The following is a 23,016-nucleotide window of genomic DNA, read 5'->3' as shown; positions in this document are numbered from 1 at the left end:
CGCGAGGCCTAGCACGATCGATCAGCCGAACGGGTTCTCGGGCGGTGCTTCCCCGGGCTCCTCCGCCGCCGGCGCGGGCGCCGGCTCGGGGGCGGGCTCGGGACGCGCGGGCTCGGCCGCGGGCTCGGCACCACCGCCGCTCGACTCACCACCGCCGGCGGCCGCTTCACCGCCACCGGCGCTCTCACCGCCGGGGTCGGCCGCAGCAGCTTCGCGCGGCGCGCGCGGGGTGCGCGGCGTCGCGGTCGGCGGCGGCGTCGCGGCCTGCGGCCGCTCGGTGAGCGTGAGCGAGACCGTCGCGACCATCTCGCCGTCGCGCTCGGCGAACGCGGTCGGCGCGATCGTCGTCGTCGCGTCCTCGTAGCCGCTGCGCGACGCGGTCACCGCGATCGGCGCCGTCGCGCGCCCGACCGTCATACGGCTCGGCGCGCCCCCGCCCGTCGTCGCGGTGCGCGCGCCCGCGCGGACCCGCGCACCCGGCGGCGTGGTCGTCACCTCGATCACGTAGGGCATCGCCGCGAGCGTCAGGCGCACGGGGCGCTGCGACGCGGTCGGCGTGACCTGCTGCGTGCCCTCTCGATAACCCGCGAGCGCCGCGGTGATCGTGACCGCGGTGCCCACCGGCGCCTCGACCTCGACCGGCGAGACACCGCGCTCCGCGCCGTCGACGCGCACGGTCGCGCCCGGGGGCGTGGTCTCGACCCGGAAGCGCGCCGGCGCGACGGCCGGCGCCGCGGGCTCTTCCGCGCTCGGCTCGGGCGCGGCCTCCGCGGCCAGGAGCTCGCCCTGCGCTGCTTCCTCGAGGGCAGTGACCTCGGCGGGCGCGCCTTCTTCTTCTGCTGCGACGACCGGCTCGGGGGCGCTCGGCTCCTCGGGCGGCGGCGTCGGCGCGGCCGCGGTCTCGGGGGGCGGCGTCGTCTCGGGCGTCTCGCTCGATCCACCCTGGGTCATGAAGAACGCGCCGAGCGCGACGACGGCGACCACGCCGACGATCGCGGGCAGCACGTACGACTTCGGCTCCTCCACCGGCGGCGGGCGATCCGTCGAGATCGCGGCAGCCGCGACCGGGCGCGCGCTCTCCGGCTTCTTCGCGGCCGGCTTCACCTCGCCCGACGCCGGGCTCTTCTTCGCGGGCGCGGGATCCGACTTCTTGGTCGACGGCGCGATCTCGGTCTTCGCGGTGCCGAGCTCGGCCTTCGCCTTCGCCGCCGCGGCCTCCTTCTCCTTCGCCGCCTTCTCGGCCTTCTCGCGCTCGGCCTTGTCCTTCGCCGCCTTCTCCGCGGCCTCGGCCTTCTCGCGCTCCGCCTTCTCCTTCGCGGCGCGCTCGGCCTCCGCCTTGTCGCGGGCCTCGGCCTCGAGCCGCTCGCGCTCTGCTTCCTTCGCGCGCTGCGCGGCGCGCTCGCGCTCGATCTCCTCGGTGCGCTTGCGCGCCTCCTCGGCCTTGCGCTCCGCCTCGCGCGCCGCTTCGCTGTCCCCGCCCGCCTCCGCGAGCGCCGACGCGAGGAATTCGCTCGCGTGGCGCACCTGCGTGCGGTCCTCGGGGCGCGGCAGCTCCGCCTCGGTCGGGCCCGCGGTCGGGAAGAACGGCGCGCTCGACGACTTGGCGGCCGGCAGCGCGCTCGTCTTCTTCTCGTCGGCGCCCACGTGCGCCGCGCCACCGACCGCGCTCGCCTCCGCGCCCGCCTCGAACTGCCCGGGCGCCTCGCCGCGCTGCACGACGATCTTGTCGACCATCACGCGGCACTCGGGATCCATGCGGATGAACTTGATGCCCATGCCGCTCGGCGAGTCGCTCGAGTCGCTCGCCTCGCGCTTCCACACCACGCGGCCGACGCCGTGGATCAGCGGGCTCTCGTCCTTGAGCTGGATCTCGAACTTGAGCAGCGTCCCGACCGGCATCGGGCTCTTGCTCTTGATGAAGACGCCGCCTCGGCTGATGTCCTTCGCGTACTGCTCGATGAACTCGTCGATGGTCGCGCTCTTGTAGCGGACCTTCAGCGACACGTCGGCGCGCTTGTCCTTGCGCGTGTCGGCCATCTGGGGCGTCCTCCGGAAGCGGGTGGCGAGAGCGTGCAGAGCTTCCACACGAGCGGCGGAAGCCGCCCGGATGGTACCTAATGACGCTCCGGAACCACAATGCTTTGGGATCCTTGCGCGCGCACGGGAGGACCGCCGAGCGCACGTAGCGTCGTGCCCCAGCGCGGCGCGAGCTCGGGGAGGACGTCGAGCAAGGGCGCGAGCGCGAACGTGCGCTCCAGCAGGTGCGGGTGCGGCACCGTGAGCCGCGGAGTCGTGATCGTGCGCGGATCGAACGACTCGGGATCGCAGACGACGAGCACGTCGAGATCGAGGGTGCGCGCGCCCCATCGCTCGCGCCGGATCCGTCCGTGCGCGCTCTCGATCGCGAGCAGGACGTCGAGCAGCGCGTCGGGCTCGAGCGTGGTCTCGACACGCACCGCGGCGTTCAGGTAGGTCGGCTGCGGAGGCCCGAGGGGCTCGGTCTCGTAGATCGGCGAGGCGGCGCGGACGGTGATCGAAGGGGTGCGCGCGAGGGCGTCGACCGCGCTCTGCAGCGTCTTTTCCCGGGCTCCGAGGTTCGCGCCCAGACCGATGCCGACGACCCACATGTGCTCACCGATAGCACCACGGCGATTGCGGCGTTCGTGGCATCGTCCTATGTGTTCGGCGTTCACGTCGATCCGGGCAACGGGCTGAGCGTGGATACGAAGGGACCGCGCCTCTGCGGTCCGAGACGCGCCGCCCTGTTCGAGCCCACGGGTCGGGTAGCACTTCCACTGTGACTCTGGGCTCCGTCCGAGGATCGATCGACATGTCTCGTCTCTACGTGGGCAATCTCGCGTTCCACACCACCGAGGACTCGCTGCGCGACGCGTTCGCGCAGGTCGGGGAGGTGACCGACGTCCACCTCGTGCTCGACCGCATCACGGGCAACTCGCGCGGCTTCGCGTTCGTCACGATGGGCACGCCCGAGGGCGCGCGCGCGGCGATCGAGCAGCTCAACGGCATGAACCTCGACGGCCGCTCGCTGCGCGTCGACGAGGCGCAGGAGCGCGCGCCCCGCGCCGGTGGCGGCGGCGGTGGCGGCTTCGGCGGTGGTGGCGGCGGCGGTGGCCGCGGCGGCTTCGGCGGCGGCGGTGGCGGCCGTGGGGGCGGCGGCGGTGGCGGCGGCTGGGGCGGCGGCGGCGGCGGCGGTGGCCGTGGCGGCGGCGGCTTCGGCGGTGGTGGTCGCGGCGGCGGCCGCGGGCGCTGAGCTGCAGAGAGCCTGAACGCGAGAAGAGGCGCGGGTCGATCGAGAGATCGGCCCGCGTTTTCTTTTTGCCGGAGTCGTTCGATCGGGGGCCGCGAGCCCGATCGCGCGTGGTACATCGCGCGCCGTGAGGGACGCGCTCGACATCGGGATCGTCGGCGCGGGCACCGCGGGGAGCGCGGCGGCGCTGCTGCTCGCGCGCGCCGGGCATCGCGTGACGCTCTTCGAGCGCGTGCCGGCGCCGAGCGCGGTCGGCGCGGGGATCGTGCTGCAGCCCACGGGGCAGTCCGTGCTGGCGCGCCTCGGACTGCTGGGGTCGATCCTCGAGCGCGGCGCGCGCATCGATCGGCTGCGCTGCGAGACCGATCGCAAGCGCGTGGTGGTCGACATCGCGTACGCCGACGTCGACGCGCGGCTCTTCGGGATCGGGCTGCACCGGGGCGTGCTCTTCGAGGCGCTGTTCGACGCGGCACGGGCCCAGGAGAACGTGCGCGTCGAGCTCGGCGTCGAGATCACGGGGTGCGAGCTCGAGCACGATCGACGCGTGCTCGTCGACACGCGCGGCGAGCGACACGGGCCGTTCGATCTGATCGTGGTCGCGGACGGCGCGGGGTCGCGCATCGCGTCGAGCGACGTCGAGCGGCGCGTCTCGCACTACGCGTGGGGCGCGCTGTGGTGCGTGCTGCCCGATCCCGAGCGGGTCTATCGCGGCGAGCTCTACCAGGTCGTGCGCGGCGCCCGGCGCATGCTCGGCTTCTTGCCCACGGGGCGCGGGCCGGGCGAGCGCGCCGAGAACGTCGTGAGCCTCTACTGGAGCCTTCGCGCGGACGCGGTCGAGCGGTGGCGCGAGTCCGGGCTCGCGCCGTGGAAGGACGAGATCGTGCGGCTCGAGCCGCGCGCGGCGCGCGTGCTCGACGCGATCGACGCGCACGAGCGCGTGCTCTTCGCGGCGTACCGCGACGTCGTGATGCCGCGCTGGCACGGCGCGCGGATGGTGTGGATCGGCGATGCGGCGCACGCGATGAGCCCGCAGCTCGGACAGGGCGCGAACCTCGCGCTCTGGGACGCGATGTCGCTCGCCGACGCGATCGAGGCGCACCCGACGCTCGAGAGCGGTCTCCGCGCGTACTCGCGCGCGCGGCGTCCGCACCTCGGTTTTTATCAGCTCGCGACGCGCTGGCTCACGCCGTTCTTCCAGAGCGACGCGGCCGCGCTCGGATGGCTGCGCGACGCGCTGATGCCGATCGGGCTCGCGATCCCGTACGTGAAGCGCCGCATGGTGCGCAGCATGGCGGGCATCGAGCGCGGCCTCGTGCGGGCCGCGCTCCCCGTCGACGCAGTGGTGCCGCGCCTGCCGCGTTGATCACGCACTCGCGTGCACGAGCTCGGCGGCGGTGCGACGCCAGCGATCGATCGCCTCGGCGAGCGCGCCTTCGCCGGCGCGCGTCACCAAGCGCTCGCAGCGCGCGCCGAGCCGCTCGACGGGCACGTCGGGCAGGCAGAACACGCGCGGGAGCTCGAGGATCGCGCTCGCGTCGACGTACGGCCCGCGCACGCCGGTCACGTATGCGGCGCGCGTGCGACGCGTGCCGAGACGTGCGGCGAGATCGCCGATCGCCCGTGCGCGCGAGCCACGACGCGACGACACGCGCAGCGCCGAGCCGCCCGACGGCAGCGAGTACGTCGCGCGTGAGATCCGCGTCGGTGCGAGGTCCGCGAGCGCGTTCGCGCCCGCGTGCACACGCGCGGTGTCACCGGCTGCCACGAGCGCGCAGATCTCCGCGCGCAGCGCCGGTGCCGAGGTGTAGCCCTCGGACGCGAGGCCGAGCGCGGTCTGTGCGAGCTCGTGCGCGCCCGGAGGTCCGTGCGCGCCGTCCGCGGTGACCGCGAACACGTCGAGCTGCATCGCGCTCAGGATCTCCTGAGCGCGCGCCGCGATGGACGCAGGCAGCGAGTGGCGACAGAGCAGATGCCCGTCCCGCGCACGCGCGAGCTGCGCGCCGTCACAGCCGATGATCCAGCCTTCGAGCCCGAGCGCGCGCATGCGCGCCCGAGCCGCGGCCGCCCGGCCCGACGACGTGAACCCGATCTCGCAGCCCGTGGAACGAAGGCGCTCGAGCGCCATCCGATCGCGATCACAGACGCGATCGTCGAACACGGTGTCGAGATCCACCACCAGTAGCGAGGACTCCACGGGCCCTCGCTGCTGCACGAGGTGGGCCCGGCTCGGACCCGGGCTCACATCGAGGCGATCTCGTCGCGGCTCCGTCGAGCGTGGTCCAGATGCGCCGCGACACGAGCGCGCACCGTCGTCAGGTGCTCCCGGAACCGAGGATCGTGCACGGCGGGCAGCAGCTGCTCGTCGATCACGACGAGCGCGTCACCGTGCAACACCACCTGCGACTCGAGGTACACGACGTCGAACTCGACGCCACCGTGCATCCACAGCTCGAACTCGACGGCGCGCGCGGTGGCGCGCAGCGCATGCGCGACCGGCGGATCGAACGGCACGATGCCTTGGCTGCGCACCAGCGTCGCGAGGCTCGCCTCCGCGGCGCGGTGGTCGTCGATCGCCTCGCGCGCGTAGGCGCGCGCCCCGGGGGTCACCGCGCGCTCGAGGGCGAGCCGCGCGAGGACGATCTCGGTCGCGTCGATCGCCGCGAGCACTGCCGCGGCCTCGGCCTCTGCGGTCGGAGGCAGCGGGATCGGCGCGCCACCGTCGAGCGTGCCTGCGTCGCCCGCTGCGCCAGCGTCGATCGGAGATGGGCCCTCGGGGAGCGCGCCGTCGGCGTCGGGCTCGTCGATGCGCGGTGCGTCGCTGCAGCCACACACCGCGACCGTGAGCACCACCAGCGTCGCCATCCCGATCGTCGTCGAGCTCGGCGTCACGATGGCGAAGTAGCTCCCTGGCGCTGCGCGCCAACGCGCGCTGGATGCGCGAGCACGCCTCGACGCGACGCACGCCGTGCGCGGGTGTCCCAGGCGCACGACGAGGCGAGGCGCCTCGTCGCCGGTGGTACACGGAGCAGAGACGCGATGGGCGAGGCACTCGCGACGCGCACCCTCGTTCGTGCGCTCCAGGTCGTGGCGAGCGCGCCCGGTCCGGTGAGCCCGATCGGCGAGCACACCGACGCGGGAGCCGGGGCGCAGCTCAGAACTGATAGCCGAGCGCGATCACCAGGCTCGGGAAGAACGTGAAGGTCGCGAGGCGCTCACCGACCTCGTGCTCGGCCTCGTCGATCGCGCGCTCCAGCTCGACCTCGCCACCGGCGTCGATCGAGACGTCCGCGTTCGCCGCGATCGCGTGATCCCAGCGCACCCCGACGCGCACCACGAGGTGCTCGAACGCGACCATGCGCGCGCCGAGCTCGACGTGGACCATGTGGATCATCACCTCGGCGGGGAACGACTCGGGCAGCCGCCGCTCGAGGCCCGGCGCGGCGACGCCGTCCTGGCCCATCACGCGCGCCACGAGATCGCGCGAGATCTGCGGCATGCGGTGCAGCAGCGTGTAGCCCGCGGCGAGGTCGAGCACCTGGTGCGCGACGCCGAGCGAGAACGACGCCATCGTCGTGCCCGTCGCGATCGCGCGCACGTGCGGCGAGAACGCCGCGTCGTAGGCGCGCGCGTCGACGAGCACGCCGTCGACGAGCGTGACGTAGGGCTCGGGCATCCAGCCGACGTAGGCGCGAGCGAAGATCGGGAAGCGCGGCGGGCGCACGTAGATCGACGCGCCGATCGAGATCGGCACGTGCGTCGCCGCCGAGATCGCGAAGACGCCGCGATCTTCTTCCTCGTCGTGATCGTCCTCGTCGTGCTCGACGTCGGCGGGCGTCTCCTCGGCGCGCGCGACGATCGCGTCGTCGGGCGTCTCGTCGACACGCGGCGCGGGCGGCAGCGGATCGGGAGGCGGCGCGTGGATCGTGCGGCGTGCCTGCGCGCGCGCGTCGATCGACGCGCGTTGGCGCGACGGTCTCCGGCGCCCACGCGCACGCTCGACGCGCGGTCGACGCTGCGCGACCGCCGGCGATGGGATCGCGTCGATCGCGACGACGACCAGGATCGCCGCGGTCACGACCGCAGCGGCACCGACGAACGTTCGCATCGTGCCCACGGCAGGGGCCGCTCCGCACGCCGCGTGCCGCGCGAATTCCCGGCATTCGTGGGCACTCCCGCGCGCACCGCGCCGCGCGGCGCGTGCTCCGCTCCGGGCGTGCGAGGTGGGGCCTCGCGTCCTCGGCGCGCGCTCAGCGACGCTGCTCGCGCGATCGCGACGCGGGCGACGCGTCCTCTTCGAGCTCGTGCGCCGGCGCATCCGCCGCGACGCGCACCCGCGGTCCCTTCGTCGCGCCGCGCGCGCGATCGATCGCCTCGACCAGCACCTCGGGCTGCAGCGATCCCACGTACGCGGCCTTCGCCGCGCCGCTCGCGTCGGTGTACTCGATGCGCACCAGCTTGCGCTCCGGCGTGATCGTCGCGAAGTCGCCGCTGCCCTCGCGCAGCATGCGGGCACGATGCTCGTCGTCGTACGTCGCGGGGACCGCGCGCGTGATCGACGCGAGCGCGATGCGGCGCTCCTGGAAGCCGACGTGCAGCACGACCTCGCGCGCGGTGACGATCACGCGCAGCACCGAGTGCGTGATGCTCATCAGCCCGAGGAACCCCGCGAGCGCGCCCATCGCGCCGCCGGCGACGAGCCCCTGCCAGTCACCCGACACGCCCGCCGCGATGCCGATCGTCGCGAACACGCCGAGCGTCCCCGAGATCCCGGCGAGCGTGGCGAACGTGGGCCGCGACGCGATGCGCTCGCGATGGAGGGCCTGCGCGCCGCCGAGATGCTCGCGCTCGAACGCGTCGTCGGACACGCGATCGAGCATCGCACGAAGCGGCCGCGCGACGCGACGAGGGGTCGAGCCGCGTCAGATCAGCGTGAAGCACTCGATCGACGTCTCGATGCGGAAGTTCGATCCGGTCGAGTGACGCTCGGCGTGGAAGAGCTCGAAGCGGTACTCGCCGCCCGGCACGAGCCCGAGTCGCGGCGCGATCGCGTCGAAGTCGATCGTGCCCTCGACCGGCTCGTGCAGCCCACCGAGATCGAGCACCAGCTGGCCCTCGACGAAGATCCAGAGATCGTCGTCGCCGCGGAACGTGAGCCGCTCGCCGCCGCGATAGCGGAAGCGCGTGTGCAGCTCGGTCGTGAAGTGGAAGTTGTGGGTCACCGCGACGCCGCCCTCGTAGTAGGTGCCGTCGCCGAACCCGCGTCCGTCGACCGGGAAGAACGCGTTGCTGTCGAACACCCATCGCCCGTCGCCGGTCGCGCTCAGCGGCAGCTCGACCGTGAAGCGCTGGTTGGTCCCGTCGACGTCGCGATACCACTCGCGGAACGCATCGGGCCCCGCGGTCATCACCGTCGCGCCGGGCGCGGCGTGCACCGGCTTGCCTTCGTCGTCGAGGCGATCGGCGACGAGCCCGGTGCGCGCGACGCGCGAGTCGCCGACCTGATAGGCGTGGTTCTCGAAGTCGACGTGGTCCTCGCGGAAGTCGCGCACCGTCGCGACCAGGCGATCGCAGCGCGCCCCACCGCCGCCATCGCGCGGCATCGTGGTGCGCGCGTCGGGGCCCTGCGTGATCGCCCCTGCGTCGTCGTCGTCCGTGGTGGGCTCGGAGCACCCGATGCAGAGCGCCAGCGCCGCGATCACCGTCCGCGAGATCCTCGCCATCGCGAGGAGAGAGGCGCGCCCGACGTCGATCGGGTCACGGTCGCGACGGCGTGGTACGAACGCGCGAGCGATGGCGCAGGATCCCATCCCCGGGTGGACTCGATCGGCGGAGCACGCGCCGCGCGTGCTTCGTGTCGCGGAGCTCAACCGCGTCGCGCGGTTCGTGATGGAGGACCAGTTCCGCGACGTGTGGGTCGAAGGAGAGCTCGCCGACGTCTCGCGCCCCGCGAGCGGTCACGTGTACTTCACGCTCTGCGACGCGGAGATGCCGGCGCAGGTGCGTGGCGTCATGTACCGCAACGACGCGAGCCGCGCGCGGGCGCGCCTCGAGAACGGCGCGCGCGTGCGGCTGCGCTGCGGGCTCACGATCTACGAGGCGCGCGGCACGTTCCAGCTCGTCGCACGTGTCGCGCTGCCCGCGGGCGAAGGCGATCGCGCGGCCGAGGTCGCGCGCCTCAAGCAGAAGCTCGCGAGCGAAGGGCTCTTCGATCCCACGCGCAAACGAAAGCTGCCGCGCGTGCCGCGCGTGGTCGGCATCGTCACGAGCCGCGACGGCGCCGCGATCCACGACGTCGTGCGCGTCGCGAGCGCGCGCATGGGCGTGCGGCTCGTGCTCGCGCACTGTCAGGTGCAGGGGCCCGACGCGCCGCTCTCGATCGTGCGCGCGATCCGCGGCATCCAGCACGTGCCGGACCTCGACGTGGTCATCGTCGCGCGCGGCGGGGGCGCGTCGGAGGATCTCTCGGCGTACGACGACGAGCGCGTGGCGCGCGCAGTCGCGTCGTGTCGCGTGCCCACCGTGAGCGGCGTGGGCCACGAGGTCGACGTGACGATCGTCGATCTCGTCGCCGACGTGCGCGCCGCGACGCCCTCGAACGCCGCGGAGATCGTGGTGCCCGACGCGGTGCAGCTGCGCGCCGAACTCGAAGGGCTCGAGCGCGCGCTCGCCCGCGCGCTCGATCAACGCGTGCAGCGCGAGCGGCTCCGCATCGAGCGGCTCTTGCGGCGCATCCACGATCCGCGGCGTCGCATCGCGGCCCCGCGGCAGTCGCTCGCGGCGCTGCACGCGTCGCTCGAGCGATCGATCGCGCGCCGGCTCGGCGATGCGCACCGCGCGCTCGATCGGCTGCGGGCGCGGCTCGCGGTGCACGAGCCGCGGGCGCGGCTCTCGCGCGATCGGGATCGGCTGGTCGCGCTCGAAGCGCGCTTGGTGCGCGCGATGCGCGCGCGGCTCGACGACGCGCGCCGCACGATCGTCGATCACGATCGCCGCGTGCGCGCGCTCGGCCCCGCGATGGTGCGCACGCCGCGCGAGCGCCTCGCGCGGCTCGTCGGCACGCTCGACGCGCTCTCGCCGCTCGGGATCCTCGCGCGTGGCTACGCGATCGCGCTGCACCAGCCGAGCGGTGCCGCGCTGGTGCGCGCGCGCGATGCCGCGCCCGGCGACCGTGTGTCGATCCGCGTGCACGAAGGAACGATCGAGACCGTCGTCGAGCGCGTTCGCGACGAGGAGGACGCGTGAAGCAGCTGCTCGCGGTGATCGGGCATCCCATCCATCACTCGCTCTCCCCGGCGATGCACGGCGCCGCCATCGAGGCGCTCGGGATCGACGCGGCGTACCTCGCGTTCGACGTCGCGCCCGACGCGCTCGGAGACGCGGTGCGCGGGCTGCGCGCGATCGGAGCGCTCGGCTTCAACGTCACGCTGCCGCACAAGGAGACGATCGTCGCGCACCTCGACGCGATCGACGACGCGGCGCGCGCGGTCGGCGCGGTGAACACGGTCGTGCGCGAGGGCGCGCGCGTCATCGGCACGAACACCGACGCGCGCGGGCTCGTGCGCTCGCTCGAGGAGGCCGGCGTCGCGCTCGCGGGCGCGCGCGTGGTGATCGTCGGCGCGGGCGGCGCGGCGCGCGCAGCGGCGTACGGCATCGCGCAGGCCGGCGCGCGCTCGATCACCATCGCGGCGCGACGTCCCGCGCAGGCCGAGTCGATCGCGCGCGACCTCGGAGGCGCGATCGACGCGTGCGCGCTCGATGCACCGCGCCTGCTCGTCGACTGCGACCTGCTCGTGCAGGCCTCGAGCGCGACGCTGCACACCGACGCGGGACGCGAGCTCGCGGGCGCGCTGCCGTTCGCGACGATGCCGCGCGGCGCAGCGGTGATCGATCTCGTGTACCGACCGCGCGTGACCGCGGTCCTCGCGGCCGCCGAGGCCCACGGGCTCCGCACCGTCGACGGGCTCGGCATGCTCGTGCACCAGGGCGCGCTCGCGCTCGAGCGATGGACCGGCCGCACGGCGCCCGTCGCGATCATGCGCGCCGCGCTCGAGCGCGCGCTCGCCGCGCGCTGATGCACAGGCCCAGTGGGCAGCCCATGGGCTCGGCGCACGCGCCTCCGTCGCGAGCGTGAGCCGACGTCACGGCGTGCACTGCACGAGTGCGCCACGCTGTGCACGACCGAGCGCGTACATCGGCGAAATCGCCGGTTTCGTGCTGGCCCACCGCCTGCAGAGCGCGACCGCGCCCATGCGCTCCGATCGGCTCCGCTGCTTCGGTCTCATCGCGTCCACGATCGTGCTCGCGGCGTGCGACACGCGCGTGCACGCAGCGGGCGACGCGTCGATGCCGCTCGACCCCGACGGAGGCACCACGCCGACGCACGCGACGATCGGCCGCGCGGGCTGCGAGCACCCGTCGATCGTGAGCGCGCCCGTGGGCACGACGTCGACCACGGCCGTCGTCGCGCTGTACCCGGTGCACGTGCCGTTCGAGGTGACCCACGTCGAGTACGAGCTCGCGGAGCGCGACGGATGCGACGCGTCCCGCGCCCATCGAGTGCGCGTCCTCGTGAGCGAGGGCGAGACGCTCGACGCGAGCGCGCTCGTGGTCCTCGATCGCGACGTGCACGCGGACGCGCCGGGCACGCTCTCGCTCGCGCTCGACGAGCCTGCGCCGCTCGACGCCGAGCAGCGCCTCTGGGTCGAGATCGATCTCGGCGTGTGCCTCGCGCTCTGCCCCGGTCGCGACACGCATCGCGACGCGTTCCGCAGCGACACGCGAGCGCTCGAGCCGCTCGACGCCGACGGTCGGCTCGTCGTGCGCGCCGTCGGGATCGGTCACACGCGCTGAGCGCGCGCGCGCATCTCATAATCAGACTCGCCTTTCGCGCTTCATGCAGCTGCAAACGAGCGCGACCGGTCGCTCACCGGCGAGTTTCTCGCGAGCTGCGTGCGCGCGGCTGGATCCAAAAGGTCCGTCCGCGCGATGTGAAGCAGGTCGGCGAAGCTCAAGCCGACCTTGTCGCGGTACCACGGTCGTCGGATCTGTGGAGCGCGTTCGGGCCGTCGCAGCGACAGTCGTGCCCACATCACGACGATCGAGTAGACGAAGCCAGCGAAGGGCGTCACACGCTCGACTGCTCGCCGCGACCATGCCGGCGACGCGCCGAATCCGAGGTGCTGCTTCAGGTCGCGGAAGCAGACCTCGATCTGCCATCGAGCGGTGTACCGCTCGACGATGTCGGCGGGAGTCCGAGTCGGATCGGTGCAGAAGTAGACGCGGTGCTTGAGCTTACCGGCGCTCAGGCGCACGACGACCACGCGCATCAGCTCGGGACCACGGCCCTGGTACCACTGCGCATCCATCTGCTTGAACGCGAGCGCTCGAGTGCGTCCGTAGAGCGCCGCGCGTGTGGACCGCCACCGCGACGGATCAGCCGCGAGCTGCGCAGGCGTCGGCATCCGCTCTCCGCGAACGCGCGGACGACCGGTGCAACCGCGACGCGCAATCGGGGCGGCGGTCAACACTGCGTTGTCTCGCAACGTGCCGTACACCACGACGTTCTTCGGCAGACCGCGAAGCACGGTCTCGCAGCAGTACGCGGCATCCGCAGAGACGTGCATGGTGAGTTCTGGCGCGACGCGCGCAGCGAGATCTATCAGCTCGCGCGCGAGAGAAGTGCGCTTCGCGTAGGGATCGTTGGTGCGCGTGCAGTCGCGCTCCTGGCGGTAGAGCCGGAAGAAGATCGGGACGGCCCAGCGCCGCTTCGAGAACGGAACTTCCACGATCGCGACGAGCACGACCCAGAGGTGACCGAACACGAAGTTCCGCACGCGTCGACTCGACCGCACCGGGTCGAGATACGTGCCGAGGCCGAACACCATCGGGCCCTTCTTCCGAACGACGGTGTCGTCGATCGCGAGCTGCAGCGATCTGCGCGTCGCGCACGTCCGCACGATCCACTTCAGCAGCTCGGTGCCGACCTCGTCGACGTCCCAAGCGGCTTCCGCGAACAAGCGATGGAACGCAGCGTGATGCGCCCTGCCCGCGAGACCGGCGCCGAGCAGAGCGCTGGTCACCGCGCCCGCTTGCTGGGTGAGCAGCCACCCGCGCATGAGCGCAACGAAGCGCTCGAACGTCGGACGCGTGAACGCTGGACGGACGACTTCCAGAACCTCGGCAAGTGTGCGAAGCCTGCTTTCGGCCACGTGGCCCTCCCTCGGTTGCTGCAACAACCAAGAACTCGGGCCACGTGGCTACTCGATCTCGCCGACGATTAAAAGCGCGAAAGGCGAGTCAGAGCTGGCGCACGATGCGCACCGTCTCGCCCGCGGGCACCTCGACCGTCACCTCGTGCATGCGCCCGTCGTTCGTGCGCAGCCCGATTCGGTGCGATCCCGCCGGCACCTCCATGCGTCGCACCGGCGTGTTCTGCCCGGTGTCGCGCCCGTCGATGAACACGCGCGCCCAGGGCAGGGTCTGGATCATCAGGTACCCGCGCTCGCGCGACGAGCTGCGGCGCTCGCTCGAGGACGAGCTCGAGCTCGACGAGCGCGACGTCTCCTCGCCCGAGCGCGAGCGCGGCGTGATCGACGACGCGGTCGCGACCGGTCGCGCGCTCGAGCTCGCCGTTTCGGTCCGTCCGCTGCTCGACGACGTCGTCGCCTGACGCGGCGTGGTCGTCGTCGCGGCCTCACGCGGCGTGGTCGTCGGTGCAGTCGCGACCGGCGTGGGCGGCGGCGCCACGACCGCGGGCGGCGGAGGCGTCGGTGCGGCCGGCGGAGGAGGCGTCGGCGCGACCGCGACCTCGGTCGGCGGGGGCGTCGGCGCGACGGGCGGAGGCGTCGGCGCGGCGACCGGCGGCGGCACCACCGCGGGCGCGACCGGCGGCGGCGCCACGGCCGCGATCGCCGGCGCGCCACCCGGCATCAGCGGGATGAGCAGCATCGCCGTCGTCCCGTCGCTCACCGGCACCGTCTGCGTCGCCGGCTGGAACCCGTCGGCGCGCACCTCGATCAGGTGGTCGCCCGACGGGACGTGATCGAGCCGCAGCGGCGCGCGACCGCGCGGCGTGCCATCGACGAGCACCGTCGCGCCGGCGTCCGCCGGGTTCGTCCGGATCTCGATGGTCCCTCCCGCGGGCCCGGTGCCGAACACCAGGAACGCCGCGAGCGACGCCGCGAGCGCCACGAACACGAACGCCCCGAGCCCCACGAACAAGGCGACGCGGCTCCGCTTCGGTGCGATCACCGGGGATCGCAGCTCGAGCGTCTCCTGCGCGGCCGAGCGCGGGCGCATCCCCGGGTCGAGCGCCTCCGCCCCCGGCTGCGCGAACGCCGGCGGGGGTGCGCCGAACGCCGGCGGCGCCGCGAAGCCAGGCGTCGGCCCGGTCTGCGGCATCGGCATCGGCTGCGCCTGCGCCATCGGCATCGGCTGCCCCATCGGCATGGGCTGCCCCATCGGCATAGGATGCCCCGTCGGCATCGGCTGCCCCATCGGCATCGGCGGCGCGCCCATCGCCATCGGCGGCGGCGCGCCGTACGGCGACGCGTGCACCACCGTGGCCGGCTGACCGCCCTGCGCCATCGGCGGCGCGCCGTAGTCCATCAGAGGCGCGGTCGTCGGCCGCTCCTCCGGAGGCAGGCTCGGCGCGCGCTGCATCGGCGCCGGCATCGCCGGCGCGGGCATCGGCATCCCTGCCGGCTGGTGCACGTGGACCGAGGGCGACACCACGACGCCCGCCGGCGCGCCCATCTGCGGCGCCGGCTTCGGCGCCTCCTCGAGCTCGTCGGCGCTGAAGAAGATCTGCGTCGGCGCGCCCTGCAGCTCCTCGCCGCCGCCGTCGGTCATCTCGTCGAACGGCGACGACGAGATCATCGTCGACTCCGACTGCAGCTCGCCCGGATCGTCGTCCTCGTCGACGTCGTTCATCGGCGGCGGCACGACGGGCGCGCCCACCGCGACCGGCGGCGGCAGCGGCCGCGCAGGCGGCGGCGGCGCAGGCGGACGACGCACCGCCGGGTTGTCCGGCGACGTGCTCGCCATCGCATCCTTCGCCGCGCCCGGCGCGCTCGCGCGGTTCGGCGGCGGCGGCGGCACGCTCGCGGGCTTCGCGATCTTCGCGAACCCGTCGAGGCGCCCCTTCTCCTTCGTCATCTCGGGCGCGAACGCCGTGCGCATCCACGCCGCGAGCTTGCTCGTGCCGAACGGCGGCTTCTCGCGCGCCACGAACATCTGCAGCGCCTCGTGCATCTCGCCCGCGCTCTGCCAGCGCTCCTCGGGCTCGCGCGCGAGCGCCTTCAGCAGGATCTGCTCGAGCTCCGCGGGCATGTCCGGCACCGTCTGAGACGGCGGGATCACGTCCGCGTTGCGCACCTTCTCGAGCGTCGAGAAGTCGCTCTCGCCCACGAAGAGGCGCTCGCCCGTGAGCATCTCGTGAAGGCACGTGCCGACCGCGAACACGTCGCTGCGGTGGTCGACCCCCGAGCCCTTCACCTGCTCCGGGCTCATGTAGCCGAACTTGCCCTTCAGCACGCCGGCCTGCGTCTTCGTGTTGCGCGCGGCCGCCTTCGCGATGCCGAAGTCGATCATCTTCACCTGGCCCTCGTACGAGACCAGGCAGTTCTGCGGCGACACGTCGCGATGGATGATGTTGAGCGGCCGCCCGTGGCGGTCCCTCTTGCGATGCGCGAAGTCGAGGCCTTCGCACATCTTGCTCGCGATCCACGCCGCCATCACCGGCGGCATGTGCCTCCGCATGCGGCGGAAGCGGTTCATGATCTGGAGCAGATCCTTGCCCCAGACGTACTCCATCGCGATGTAGTGCGACTCGCCGATCTTCCCGAGCTCGTAGATCGGGACGATGTTCGCGTGCGTCAGGTGCCCCGCGATCTTCGCCTCGTCGATGAACATCTGGATGAAGTCCTCATCCTCCGCCATCGTCGGGAGAATCCGCTTGATCGCGATGATCTTCTCGAAGCCCTCGATGCCGAACGACTTCGCCGTGTAGACCTCGGCCATGCCGCCGACGGCGATCCGATCGAGCAAGAGGTACTTGCCGAAGGGAATCACGCGATCGCCGGAGCGACCGCCTGGGGCACTGGGTCGCTGTAGGCTGCTACCCCCACTGCCACCCCCGTTGGGGCCTACGTTCCCCATGCGCGAGAACCTCCAGCTGACTGATGGTGCCGGCTTCGGACCCCACGATCAACGAGGTCCATTGGTGATCACGAAAGATTGGTGCGACGTCGTGCGCGACGTCCCACCGGATTGGGGCCGCGAGCCCCGGGCTTGAGCACCTCGTCGCCCGGCCGCGTCGCGCTTGCGCAACGCACCCGCGGGTCACGAGATGGTCGCGGAGCATCGGCGCGTTCGACGCACACGTCAAGCGGGGGGTGCTCTTCCCAAGCGAGCCCACGCACGCCAGCATCCGAGGGGCCTCATGGCGCGCAGTGCGTGGTTCGAGATCGCCGAGGAGGGATGGGCGCGGCTGAGCGCGGCGCGCCCGCTGGGGCGTCTCTTGCTCGAGGCGGTGCAGAACGCGTTCGACGCGGACGCCGCGAACGTCGCGATCGAGATCGAGCCCGACCGCGTGGTGATCGAGGACGACGCGCGCGCGGGGATCGCCGACGAGCGCCTCGTCTACACGCTGTTCCTCTCCGACAAACCGCGGGACCCGACCCGTCGCGGGCGCATGGGGCGCGGCCTCAAGGAGCTGCTCGCCGCGGCGGAGCGCGCGCACGTCGAGACGATCGGCACGACGATCGTCTTCGACGGCGAGGGACGTCGCACCGAGACCAACACGCGAGAGAGCGGCACGCGGCTCGAGCTCTTCCGCGCGATCGGCGACGACGAGCGCGAGGCGGCGCTCGATCTGCTGCGCCTCGCGATCCCGCCGCGCGGCACGAGCCTGCGCGTCGCGGGCCGTCTGGTGCGGAGGCCGCGCAGCGTGCTCGCGCTCGCGGACTGCGAGCTCGAGACGGTCGTGATCGACGATGGCGTGGAGCGCGCCGCGATGCGTCCCACGCGGGTCGCGATCTACGCGCCGAGGCGCGGAGAGCGGCCGAGCCTGTTCGAGATGGGCGTCCCGGTGCAGCCGTGGAACGTGCCGTGGCACGTCGACGTCGCGCAGCGCGTGCCGCTCGGAGAAGGACGCGACGCGGCCCCCGAGCGCTTCGTGCTCGCGCTCAAGGCGACGCTGCTCGAGGCGATGGTGCACAGCTACCTCGATCGCCGCGATCTGCGCGCCGACTGGGTGCAGGACGTGATCGCGCGGTGGCCCGTGAAGTCGGGCTTGCTCGACGCGTACGTGAGCAAGGTGTTCCCGCGCGGCAGCGTGCTCGGCGGCACCTCGCGCGCGAACGATCGCGCGAAGCAGCTCGGCGCGCACATCGTCGATGCGCGCACGATCTCCCACGGGGCGTGGCTCGCGCTCGCGCGCGTGCTCGAGACGAGCGACGACTACGTGCGGCGTCGATCGAGCGAGTTCGGCGGCGACGAGGTCGAGCCCGACGAGACCCAGCGGCGCTTCGCGGAGGCGGTGCGCTGGCTCGCGCGACGCGTCGCGGGGAGCGTGGTGCGGGTGCGCTTCTTCGCGCGGGATCCGAGCGACGCGGGTTTGCTCGAGGACGCGGTGACCGACGTCGACGCGCGCGCGATCTCGTTCAACGTGAAGGGCCCGCTGCGCTTCGACGACGTGCTCGATCCCGGCACGATCGGCGTGGTGCTCCACGAGCTCGCGCACCTCGCGTCGGTCGAGCACGACCATCGCTTCATCGATCGATTGCAGCTGCTCGCAGGCATGCTCGCGAAGCTCCTCGCGGACGGCGGGCCCGCCCTCGCGACGGCGCTCAGGCGCGGCGACCCCGAGCGCTGACGCGTCGAGGACGCGGATCAGCGCACGCGCGTGATCGCGCCGGTCTCGCGATCGATGTGCACGCGTGACGGGCGACGAGACGTGCCCGGCACGCTCCCGGTGAAGCCGTCCTTCACCTCGCGCATGCGCACGACCTTCGGCTCCGCTGGCCAACAACGCGACAGATCGCGGAACGCTTGGAGCGCCTGCTCCGCGTCGAACGTGCGCGGTGCGCCGTACGACGCGAGCCGCTCGAGGTACGCGGCGACCTCGAGCGCGTCGGTCTCGCGCGCGATCTTCGCCCAGCGCGCGTAGCGCGGCGCGAACGTCGCGAGCGTCTCGCCGCCCGCGTACCGCGGCGCGGCCACGACCGCATGCGCCGCATCACGCGCCGCGTGCGCGACGATCCCGCGCGCGAGATCGCGCCGCGCCGCACCCGGCTCGGCGGCACCGCGCAGCAGCGGCTCCATGTAGTCGGGCTCGAAGAGGAGCAGGTCGTCGTCCTGGCCCAAGAGCGACCAGCGGTTCGTGCGCACCCAGCGCGGCACGAGCCGCGGAGGAAAACGCGCCATGCCGTGCTGCGTCGTGCCGGGGTGATAGCGCAGCGCGCCGCGCACCAGCTTCGCCCGGGCCAGCGCATCCCAGACGAGGTCCATCTCGCGATCGATGTCGCGGGGATCGGCGTTCTCGGTCCCGGTGAGGCGCAGCCATCGCGCGCCACGCAGCTCACCGCGGAGGTGCGCCACGACGAGCGCGACTGCGACGAGGTGTCGACGCTCGGCGAGCGGTCCGTGGAGACGCTCGAGGAGCGTCGCGATCCCCGCCGATCCGCCGGGCAGCGCGCCCTCGAGCCAGCGACACAGCGTCCGCACGTCTCGCCGCGGGGTGTGCTGTGCCGCGAAGGGCTCGGTCGGGAGCGAGATGTCCAGCGTCGGACGCGATCGCGTCATCGAGGCCAGCCTACGCGCGCGGCCCGCTACAATGCGCGCCGGGTGACGCTCGAGAGCGATGAATTCCCGACCACCGGAAGGTATGTTCGCCCCGTGAACGCGCCGGGCGCGCCCGAATGGCTCGGACCCTATCGCCTCGTCGAGCGATTGGGGCAGGGCGGCATGGCCGTCGTGTACCGCGCCGAGCGGACGGGCGACGCCGGCTTCAAGAAGAAGGTCGCGATCAAGCGGATGCTGCCGCAGTACCGGCGCGATCCGTCGCTGCTCGAGCGCTTCGCCGCGGAGGCGCGCACCAACGCGCGGCTCGATCATCCGAACCTCGTGCAGGTGCTCGACTTCGGGATCGATCCCGAGCCGTATCTCGTCCTCGAGTTCGTCGAGGGTGTGACCCTCGGCGCGGTGATGCAGCGCCTCGCGGAGCGCAACGAGATGCTCGACATCGCCGCGGTCGCGTACATCGGCGCGGAGGCCGCGAGCGGGCTCGATCACGCGCACCGCAAGAAGGGCGACGACGGCACGCCGCTCGGCATCGTGCATCGCGACGTGAGCCCGCAGAACGTGCTGCTCAGCAACGAAGGCACGGTGAAGGTCAGCGACTTCGGGCTCGTGAAGGCCGCCGACAACGTGCTCAAGACGCAGAGCGGCGTGACGATCGGCAAGATGAGCTACATGGCGCCCGAGCAGGCGCAGGGGATCGACGTCGACGCGCGCGCCGACGTGTTCGCGCTGGGCGTGACGATCTGGGAGATGCTCACGATCCGATCGCTGATCCCGCCCGACGATCCGCAGGTCGCGGCGAACCTGCTGCGCAGCGGCGACTTCCCGCCGCCCTCGCGGTTCAACCCCGAGGTCCCGCCGCGGCTCGAGAAGATCGTGATGCAGTGCCTCGCGATCGACCCCGCGGCGCGCACTCCGTCGGCGCAGCAGCTCGCGCAGGATCTCCGCGAGCTCTTGCACGAGCGCGCAGCGGGCTACGGACGACAGCAGCTCGCGCGCTTCCTCCAGTGGCTCTTCCCGGAGCAGGGCTGGGAGCTCCCCGAGCCCGAGCGCCCGCCCGCGCAGCCCTCCGCCGACGAGCGCGCGAGCTTCGTGCCGCCGACGCCGGTCGCGCTCGCGGTCGCGCGCGCCGAGGCCGATGCCGCGGCGATGCCCATCGAGGTCGCGCCTCCGATCTCGCCCGCGGCGCCAGCCCCGAGCGGATCGCTGCCGATCGTCGGCGGGAGCTCCGCGTCGCATGCGCGCGTGAAGGCGCCGCTCTCGGCGCTCGCGTTGTCCGCGATGGTCGGCGCGTCGGCGGTGATCGTGCTGCTCGCGATCGCCGGCGTCGCGTGGCTCGTGGTGCGCCACGCGAGCCAGTCGATGCCGCCCGAGCCCGCGAGCACTGCGCCTCCGCTGCAGCCGCTCGGCGCAGGCGTGACCATCGAGTCGCCCACCGCCGGTGTGCGTCTCTTCCTCGGACCGCGCGAGCTCGGCGCCCCGCCGCTGCGGCTCACCCCCGAGCAGCTGACCGGCGAGCCGCTCGTCGCGCTCGCGCCGCGTCATCAGCCGCTGGTGATCCGCGCGGAGCGATTGGTCGAGCTCACGCGCACGGTCGGTCGTGTCCACACGGTCGACCTCGAGCCCTCGCAGCGTCCCGACTGGATGGTCTACGTGCGCTACGACGGACAGGGCACCGCGCATCTGCCCGAGGGCGACGAGCTCGGCCCGGTGCCCGGCGTGGTGCGAGTGCGGACGCGGCGTGATCTCCCCACGCCGGACGCGACTCGTGATCTTCGACGAGAGCGGCGATCACGCGACATCGGTCTCGCTCGAAGGGTGCGAGGCCGACAAGGTCTGCGTGCTCTACCCGCCCTCGGGCTCCTGATCGCGGCGAGGCTTCGCGGGCGGCGGCGGGACGTCAGGCGTGATGCCCGCGCGCGCGGCACGACGCGCAGCGCGGATGCGGCCGAAGAAGTCGGTGAGGAGCGCGCCGCACTCGCCGCCGAGCACCTGCGGCACGAGCACGAACCGGTGGTTGAGCCGGGGATCGCTGCCGATCGTGTAGAGCGTCGTGGTCGCGCCCGCCTTCGGATCGTCGGCGCCGTAGACCACGCGCGCGACGCGCGCGTTCACGAGCGCGCCGGCGCACATCGGGCACGGCTCGAGCGTCACGTACGCGATCGCGTGCTCGAGGCGCCAGCTCCCGATCGTCGATGCCGCCTGGCGCAGCGCGATCATCTCGGCGTGCGCGGTCGGGTCCTGCATCGTCTCGCGCAGGTTGTGCCCGCGCCCGACGATCGCGCCTTCGAGCACGATCACGCAGCCGACCGGGACCTCGCCCTTCGCCTCGGCGAGACGCGCCTCGGCGATCGCCTCGCGCATGAACGAGGCGTCGACGTCGGAGCACGGAAGCGCGTCGCCGGAGTCGGTCATCCGCAGCGGGGATAGCGCAGTCGGCGGAGACGATCAGGCGCGGAACGGAAGAACGGAGAGGGCGGGATTCGAACCCGCGGTACTGTCTCCAGTACACACGATTTTCCAATCGTGCACCTTCGACCACTCGGTCACCTCTCCCGGGATCGCATGCAAAGAACCTCGAGCTCTCGAGGCCGTCGCGCGACCACACGTGGAGACCGCGCGCCAGCTCCGGCGTCCGGCGCAGAAACATCGCGCGCCGGATCCATAGAGCGCCAGATACGCAAAGCGCGGCCCCTCATCTCTCGACAGAGGGCCGCGCCCGGAGCTCGCTCCCGCGCAGACTCACGTGCAGCGCGGCGTCACAGCGGAGAGCGTGGGATTCGAACCCACGGTACCCTCACGGGCACACCTGATTTCGAATCAGGCGCCTTCGACCACTCGGCCAGCTCTCCGCCGGCGGTTGTAGCGCGAGGTCGAATGCTGTCAACGAATTCGTCGTCGTCGCATCCACATCGCGATCACGAGCGCGATTGCCGGGGCGATCGGCGAGCCTGCGGGCGAGGTGATCGCGCACCCCGCGCACCCGCCCCGCGCGGCGGGAGCGTCTGCGGATGCTGCTCCGTGGACGCGGTCTCTTCGTCCTCGATGTCGACCGGGGATCACGCCGGACCCGAGTGAGAGACGCTCGTCGTCGGCATCCTCCATCGCGCGGGTGCCGCCACAGAGGGACGCGGTCCACTCGCCATCGGCTCGCTCGGCGAGCACGAGGTACGAGCGCCCGACCTCGAAGTGGACACCACACGCCGCGGACTGCGACGCGGTGCGGACCTCGACGTGCTCCGCGTTCGCCTCGCGCCAGGTCTGCACCACGTCGAGCCGCACGCGCACGTGCATCTCTCCTGCGGGCTCGATCGAGGCCACACGTCCTTCGAAGATCGCGTCGGCTTCGGCGGCGAGCTGCTCGAAGGGCGTCTCCACGCACGAGCACGCATGCGCGCGTGGCCCCCGAGCAGCGCGCACGCGGAGGCGATCAGTGCCGCGATCGAGAGTCGAATCATCGCGGCGCAGCATAGCGCGCACGTCGTTTGACACGACCACACCGCGCGGCTAATAACGCGATTCCCGCGAACGCGGGAGCGGCGGAGACCCGCCGCCGGAGAGGTGGCCGAGTGGCCTAAGGCACTCGCTTGCTAAGCGAGAGTACTCCAAAAGGGTACCGCGGGTTCGAATCCCGCCCTCTCCGTCCGAAGAGCGCGAGCTCGAAAAGAAAATCGAAGAGCGAGTTTGACAAACCTGTCCATCTCGCTAGAGTTCGCGCCCCTTCAGGAGCCATAGCTCAGCTGGATAGAGCACCGGTCTACGGAACCGGGGGTCGGAGGTTCGAATCCTCCTGGCTCCGTTCGGGGCTGAGCGAGTCATCGCTCAGCCCCGAACTGTTTTGGCTCCGAAACGCTGCACACGTCGCGCGAGCGACGCAGCGCGGAGCGAAGCGATGCCTCGCGGATGAGCGACCGCGATGCTCGCGGATGCGCGCGGCGCGAGCGAAG

The 23,016-nt window shown here is 72.6% G+C and carries 18 protein-coding genes, 4 tRNA genes and 1 pseudogene; 9 read left to right on the top strand and 14 right to left on the bottom strand.

The window, feature by feature from the left end; all coding sequences use genetic code 11:
- Positions 1–21: 21 nt before the first annotated feature.
- Both DB32_RS00115 and folK read right to left on the bottom strand, forming a co-directional pair.
- Entirely contained in the window at positions 22–2,037 is a 2,016-nt protein-coding gene (locus tag DB32_RS00115; RefSeq protein ID WP_053230368.1) for a TIGR02266 family protein, read from the bottom strand.
- Positions 2,038–2,114: 77 nt separating this feature from the next.
- On the bottom strand, positions 2,115–2,693 hold the full coding sequence (gene folK, locus DB32_RS00110) for a 2-amino-4-hydroxy-6-hydroxymethyldihydropteridine diphosphokinase (RefSeq protein WP_205627011.1): 579 nt from the start codon (positions 2,691–2,693) through the stop codon (positions 2,115–2,117).
- Between the two features lie 137 nt (positions 2,694–2,830).
- On the opposite strand from folK, the gene DB32_RS00105 reads away from it, so the two are divergent.
- Together DB32_RS00105 and DB32_RS00100 are read left to right on the top strand one after the other, a co-directional pair.
- Positions 2,831–3,271: an RNA recognition motif domain-containing protein gene (locus DB32_RS00105; protein WP_053230367.1), complete on the top strand. Its 441-nt coding sequence runs from the start codon at positions 2,831–2,833 to the stop codon at positions 3,269–3,271.
- A gap of 124 nt (positions 3,272–3,395) precedes the next feature.
- On the top strand, positions 3,396–4,631 hold the full coding sequence (locus DB32_RS00100) for an FAD-dependent oxidoreductase (protein WP_053230366.1): 1,236 nt from the start codon (positions 3,396–3,398) through the stop codon (positions 4,629–4,631).
- Here the strand turns inward: DB32_RS00100 and DB32_RS00095 are convergent, their stop codons facing one another.
- From DB32_RS00095 to DB32_RS00075, 5 genes are all read right to left on the bottom strand, one after another.
- On the bottom strand, positions 4,632–5,462 hold the full coding sequence (locus DB32_RS00095) for an HAD hydrolase family protein (protein WP_157068534.1): 831 nt from the start codon (positions 5,460–5,462) through the stop codon (positions 4,632–4,634).
- 44 nt (positions 5,463–5,506) lie between these two features.
- On the bottom strand, positions 5,507–6,157 hold the full coding sequence (locus tag DB32_RS00090) for a DUF4142 domain-containing protein (protein ID WP_157068533.1): 651 nt from the start codon (positions 6,155–6,157) through the stop codon (positions 5,507–5,509).
- Positions 6,158–6,419: 262 nt separating this feature from the next.
- The gene (locus DB32_RS00085) at positions 6,420–7,373 is read right to left on the bottom strand and encodes a hypothetical protein (RefSeq protein WP_157068532.1); all 954 of its coding nucleotides are present in this window, start codon (positions 7,371–7,373) and stop codon (positions 6,420–6,422) included.
- Positions 7,374–7,515: 142 nt separating this feature from the next.
- Positions 7,516–8,133: a hypothetical protein gene (locus tag DB32_RS00080; RefSeq protein ID WP_157068531.1), complete on the bottom strand. Its 618-nt coding sequence runs from the start codon at positions 8,131–8,133 to the stop codon at positions 7,516–7,518.
- A gap of 54 nt (positions 8,134–8,187) precedes the next feature.
- Positions 8,188–8,988 (bottom strand): fibro-slime domain-containing protein, encoded by an 801-nt coding sequence (locus tag DB32_RS00075; protein WP_053230361.1) that lies wholly within the window; start codon positions 8,986–8,988, stop codon positions 8,188–8,190.
- A 70-nt stretch (positions 8,989–9,058) separates the two neighbouring features.
- On the opposite strand from DB32_RS00075, the gene xseA reads away from it, so the two are divergent.
- From xseA to DB32_RS00060, 3 genes are all read left to right on the top strand, one after another.
- Complete coding sequence (xseA, locus tag DB32_RS00070; RefSeq protein ID WP_075097773.1) at positions 9,059–10,510, top strand: exodeoxyribonuclease VII large subunit; 1,452 nt, start codon at positions 9,059–9,061, stop codon at positions 10,508–10,510.
- Positions 10,507–11,340: a shikimate dehydrogenase gene (aroE, locus tag DB32_RS00065; RefSeq protein WP_053230359.1), complete on the top strand. Its 834-nt coding sequence runs from the start codon at positions 10,507–10,509 to the stop codon at positions 11,338–11,340. Before xseA ends, aroE begins: the two co-directional genes overlap by 4 nt.
- Before the next feature lie 175 nt (positions 11,341–11,515).
- On the top strand, positions 11,516–12,118 hold the full coding sequence (locus tag DB32_RS00060; protein WP_053230358.1) for a hypothetical protein: 603 nt from the start codon (positions 11,516–11,518) through the stop codon (positions 12,116–12,118).
- 41 nt (positions 12,119–12,159) lie between these two features.
- Here the strand turns inward: DB32_RS00060 and DB32_RS00055 are convergent, their stop codons facing one another.
- Both DB32_RS00055 and DB32_RS00050 read right to left on the bottom strand, forming a co-directional pair.
- Entirely contained in the window at positions 12,160–13,476 is a 1,317-nt protein-coding gene (locus tag DB32_RS00055) for an IS701 family transposase (protein WP_075097411.1), read from the bottom strand.
- An 88-nt stretch (positions 13,477–13,564) separates the two neighbouring features.
- Complete coding sequence (locus DB32_RS00050) at positions 13,565–16,339, bottom strand: serine/threonine-protein kinase (RefSeq protein WP_053230356.1); 2,775 nt, start codon at positions 16,337–16,339, stop codon at positions 13,565–13,567.
- Positions 16,340–16,709: 370 nt separating this feature from the next.
- Between DB32_RS00050 and DB32_RS00045 the strand changes: the two genes are divergently transcribed.
- The gene (locus DB32_RS00045) at positions 16,710–18,143 is read left to right on the top strand and encodes an ATP-binding protein (protein ID WP_053230355.1); all 1,434 of its coding nucleotides are present in this window, start codon (positions 16,710–16,712) and stop codon (positions 18,141–18,143) included.
- 17 nt (positions 18,144–18,160) lie between these two features.
- On the opposite strand, the gene DB32_RS47805 is transcribed toward DB32_RS00045, so the two are convergent.
- The gene (locus DB32_RS47805) at positions 18,161–19,072 is read right to left on the bottom strand and encodes a hypothetical protein (RefSeq protein ID WP_053230354.1); all 912 of its coding nucleotides are present in this window, start codon (positions 19,070–19,072) and stop codon (positions 18,161–18,163) included.
- Between DB32_RS47805 and DB32_RS49330 the strand changes: the two are divergent.
- A pseudogene (locus tag DB32_RS49330) lies at positions 19,010–19,999 on the top strand (serine/threonine-protein kinase); the annotation flags it as partial. The gene DB32_RS47805 and the pseudogene DB32_RS49330 overlap by 63 nt on opposite strands.
- A 915-nt stretch (positions 20,000–20,914) precedes the next feature.
- Here the strand turns inward: DB32_RS49330 and tadA are convergent.
- The 4 genes from tadA to DB32_RS00020 all read right to left on the bottom strand — a co-directional run bounded on the left by tadA (position 20,915) and on the right by DB32_RS00020 (position 22,447).
- Positions 20,915–21,433 carry a tRNA adenosine(34) deaminase TadA gene (tadA, locus tag DB32_RS47800; protein WP_083458452.1) on the bottom strand — a complete coding sequence of 173 codons (519 nt, stop codon included), beginning with the start codon at positions 21,431–21,433 and terminating at the stop codon, positions 20,915–20,917.
- A 104-nt stretch (positions 21,434–21,537) separates the two neighbouring features.
- Positions 21,538–21,625 (bottom strand) — tRNA-Ser (locus tag DB32_RS00030).
- 209 nt (positions 21,626–21,834) lie between these two features.
- Positions 21,835–21,921: transfer RNA gene (locus DB32_RS00025), tRNA-Ser, on the bottom strand.
- Between the two features lie 31 nt (positions 21,922–21,952).
- The gene (locus tag DB32_RS00020; protein WP_157068529.1) at positions 21,953–22,447 is read right to left on the bottom strand and encodes an MYXO-CTERM sorting domain-containing protein; all 495 of its coding nucleotides are present in this window, start codon (positions 22,445–22,447) and stop codon (positions 21,953–21,955) included.
- Between the two features lie 177 nt (positions 22,448–22,624).
- On the opposite strand from DB32_RS00020, the gene DB32_RS00010 reads away from it, so the two are divergent.
- Positions 22,625–22,712 (top strand) — tRNA-Ser (locus DB32_RS00010).
- Positions 22,713–22,794: 82 nt separating this feature from the next.
- Positions 22,795–22,868: transfer RNA gene (locus DB32_RS00005), tRNA-Arg, on the top strand.
- Positions 22,869–23,016: the final 148 nt, after the last annotated feature.

Source organism: Sandaracinus amylolyticus, from assembly GCF_000737325.1.
In the GTDB taxonomy this organism is placed as follows: Bacteria; Myxococcota_A; Polyangia; order Polyangiales; family Sandaracinaceae; genus Sandaracinus; species Sandaracinus amylolyticus.
Note: the sequence above shows the minus strand (reverse complement) of the source record. Positions and strands in the feature narration are given on the sequence as shown.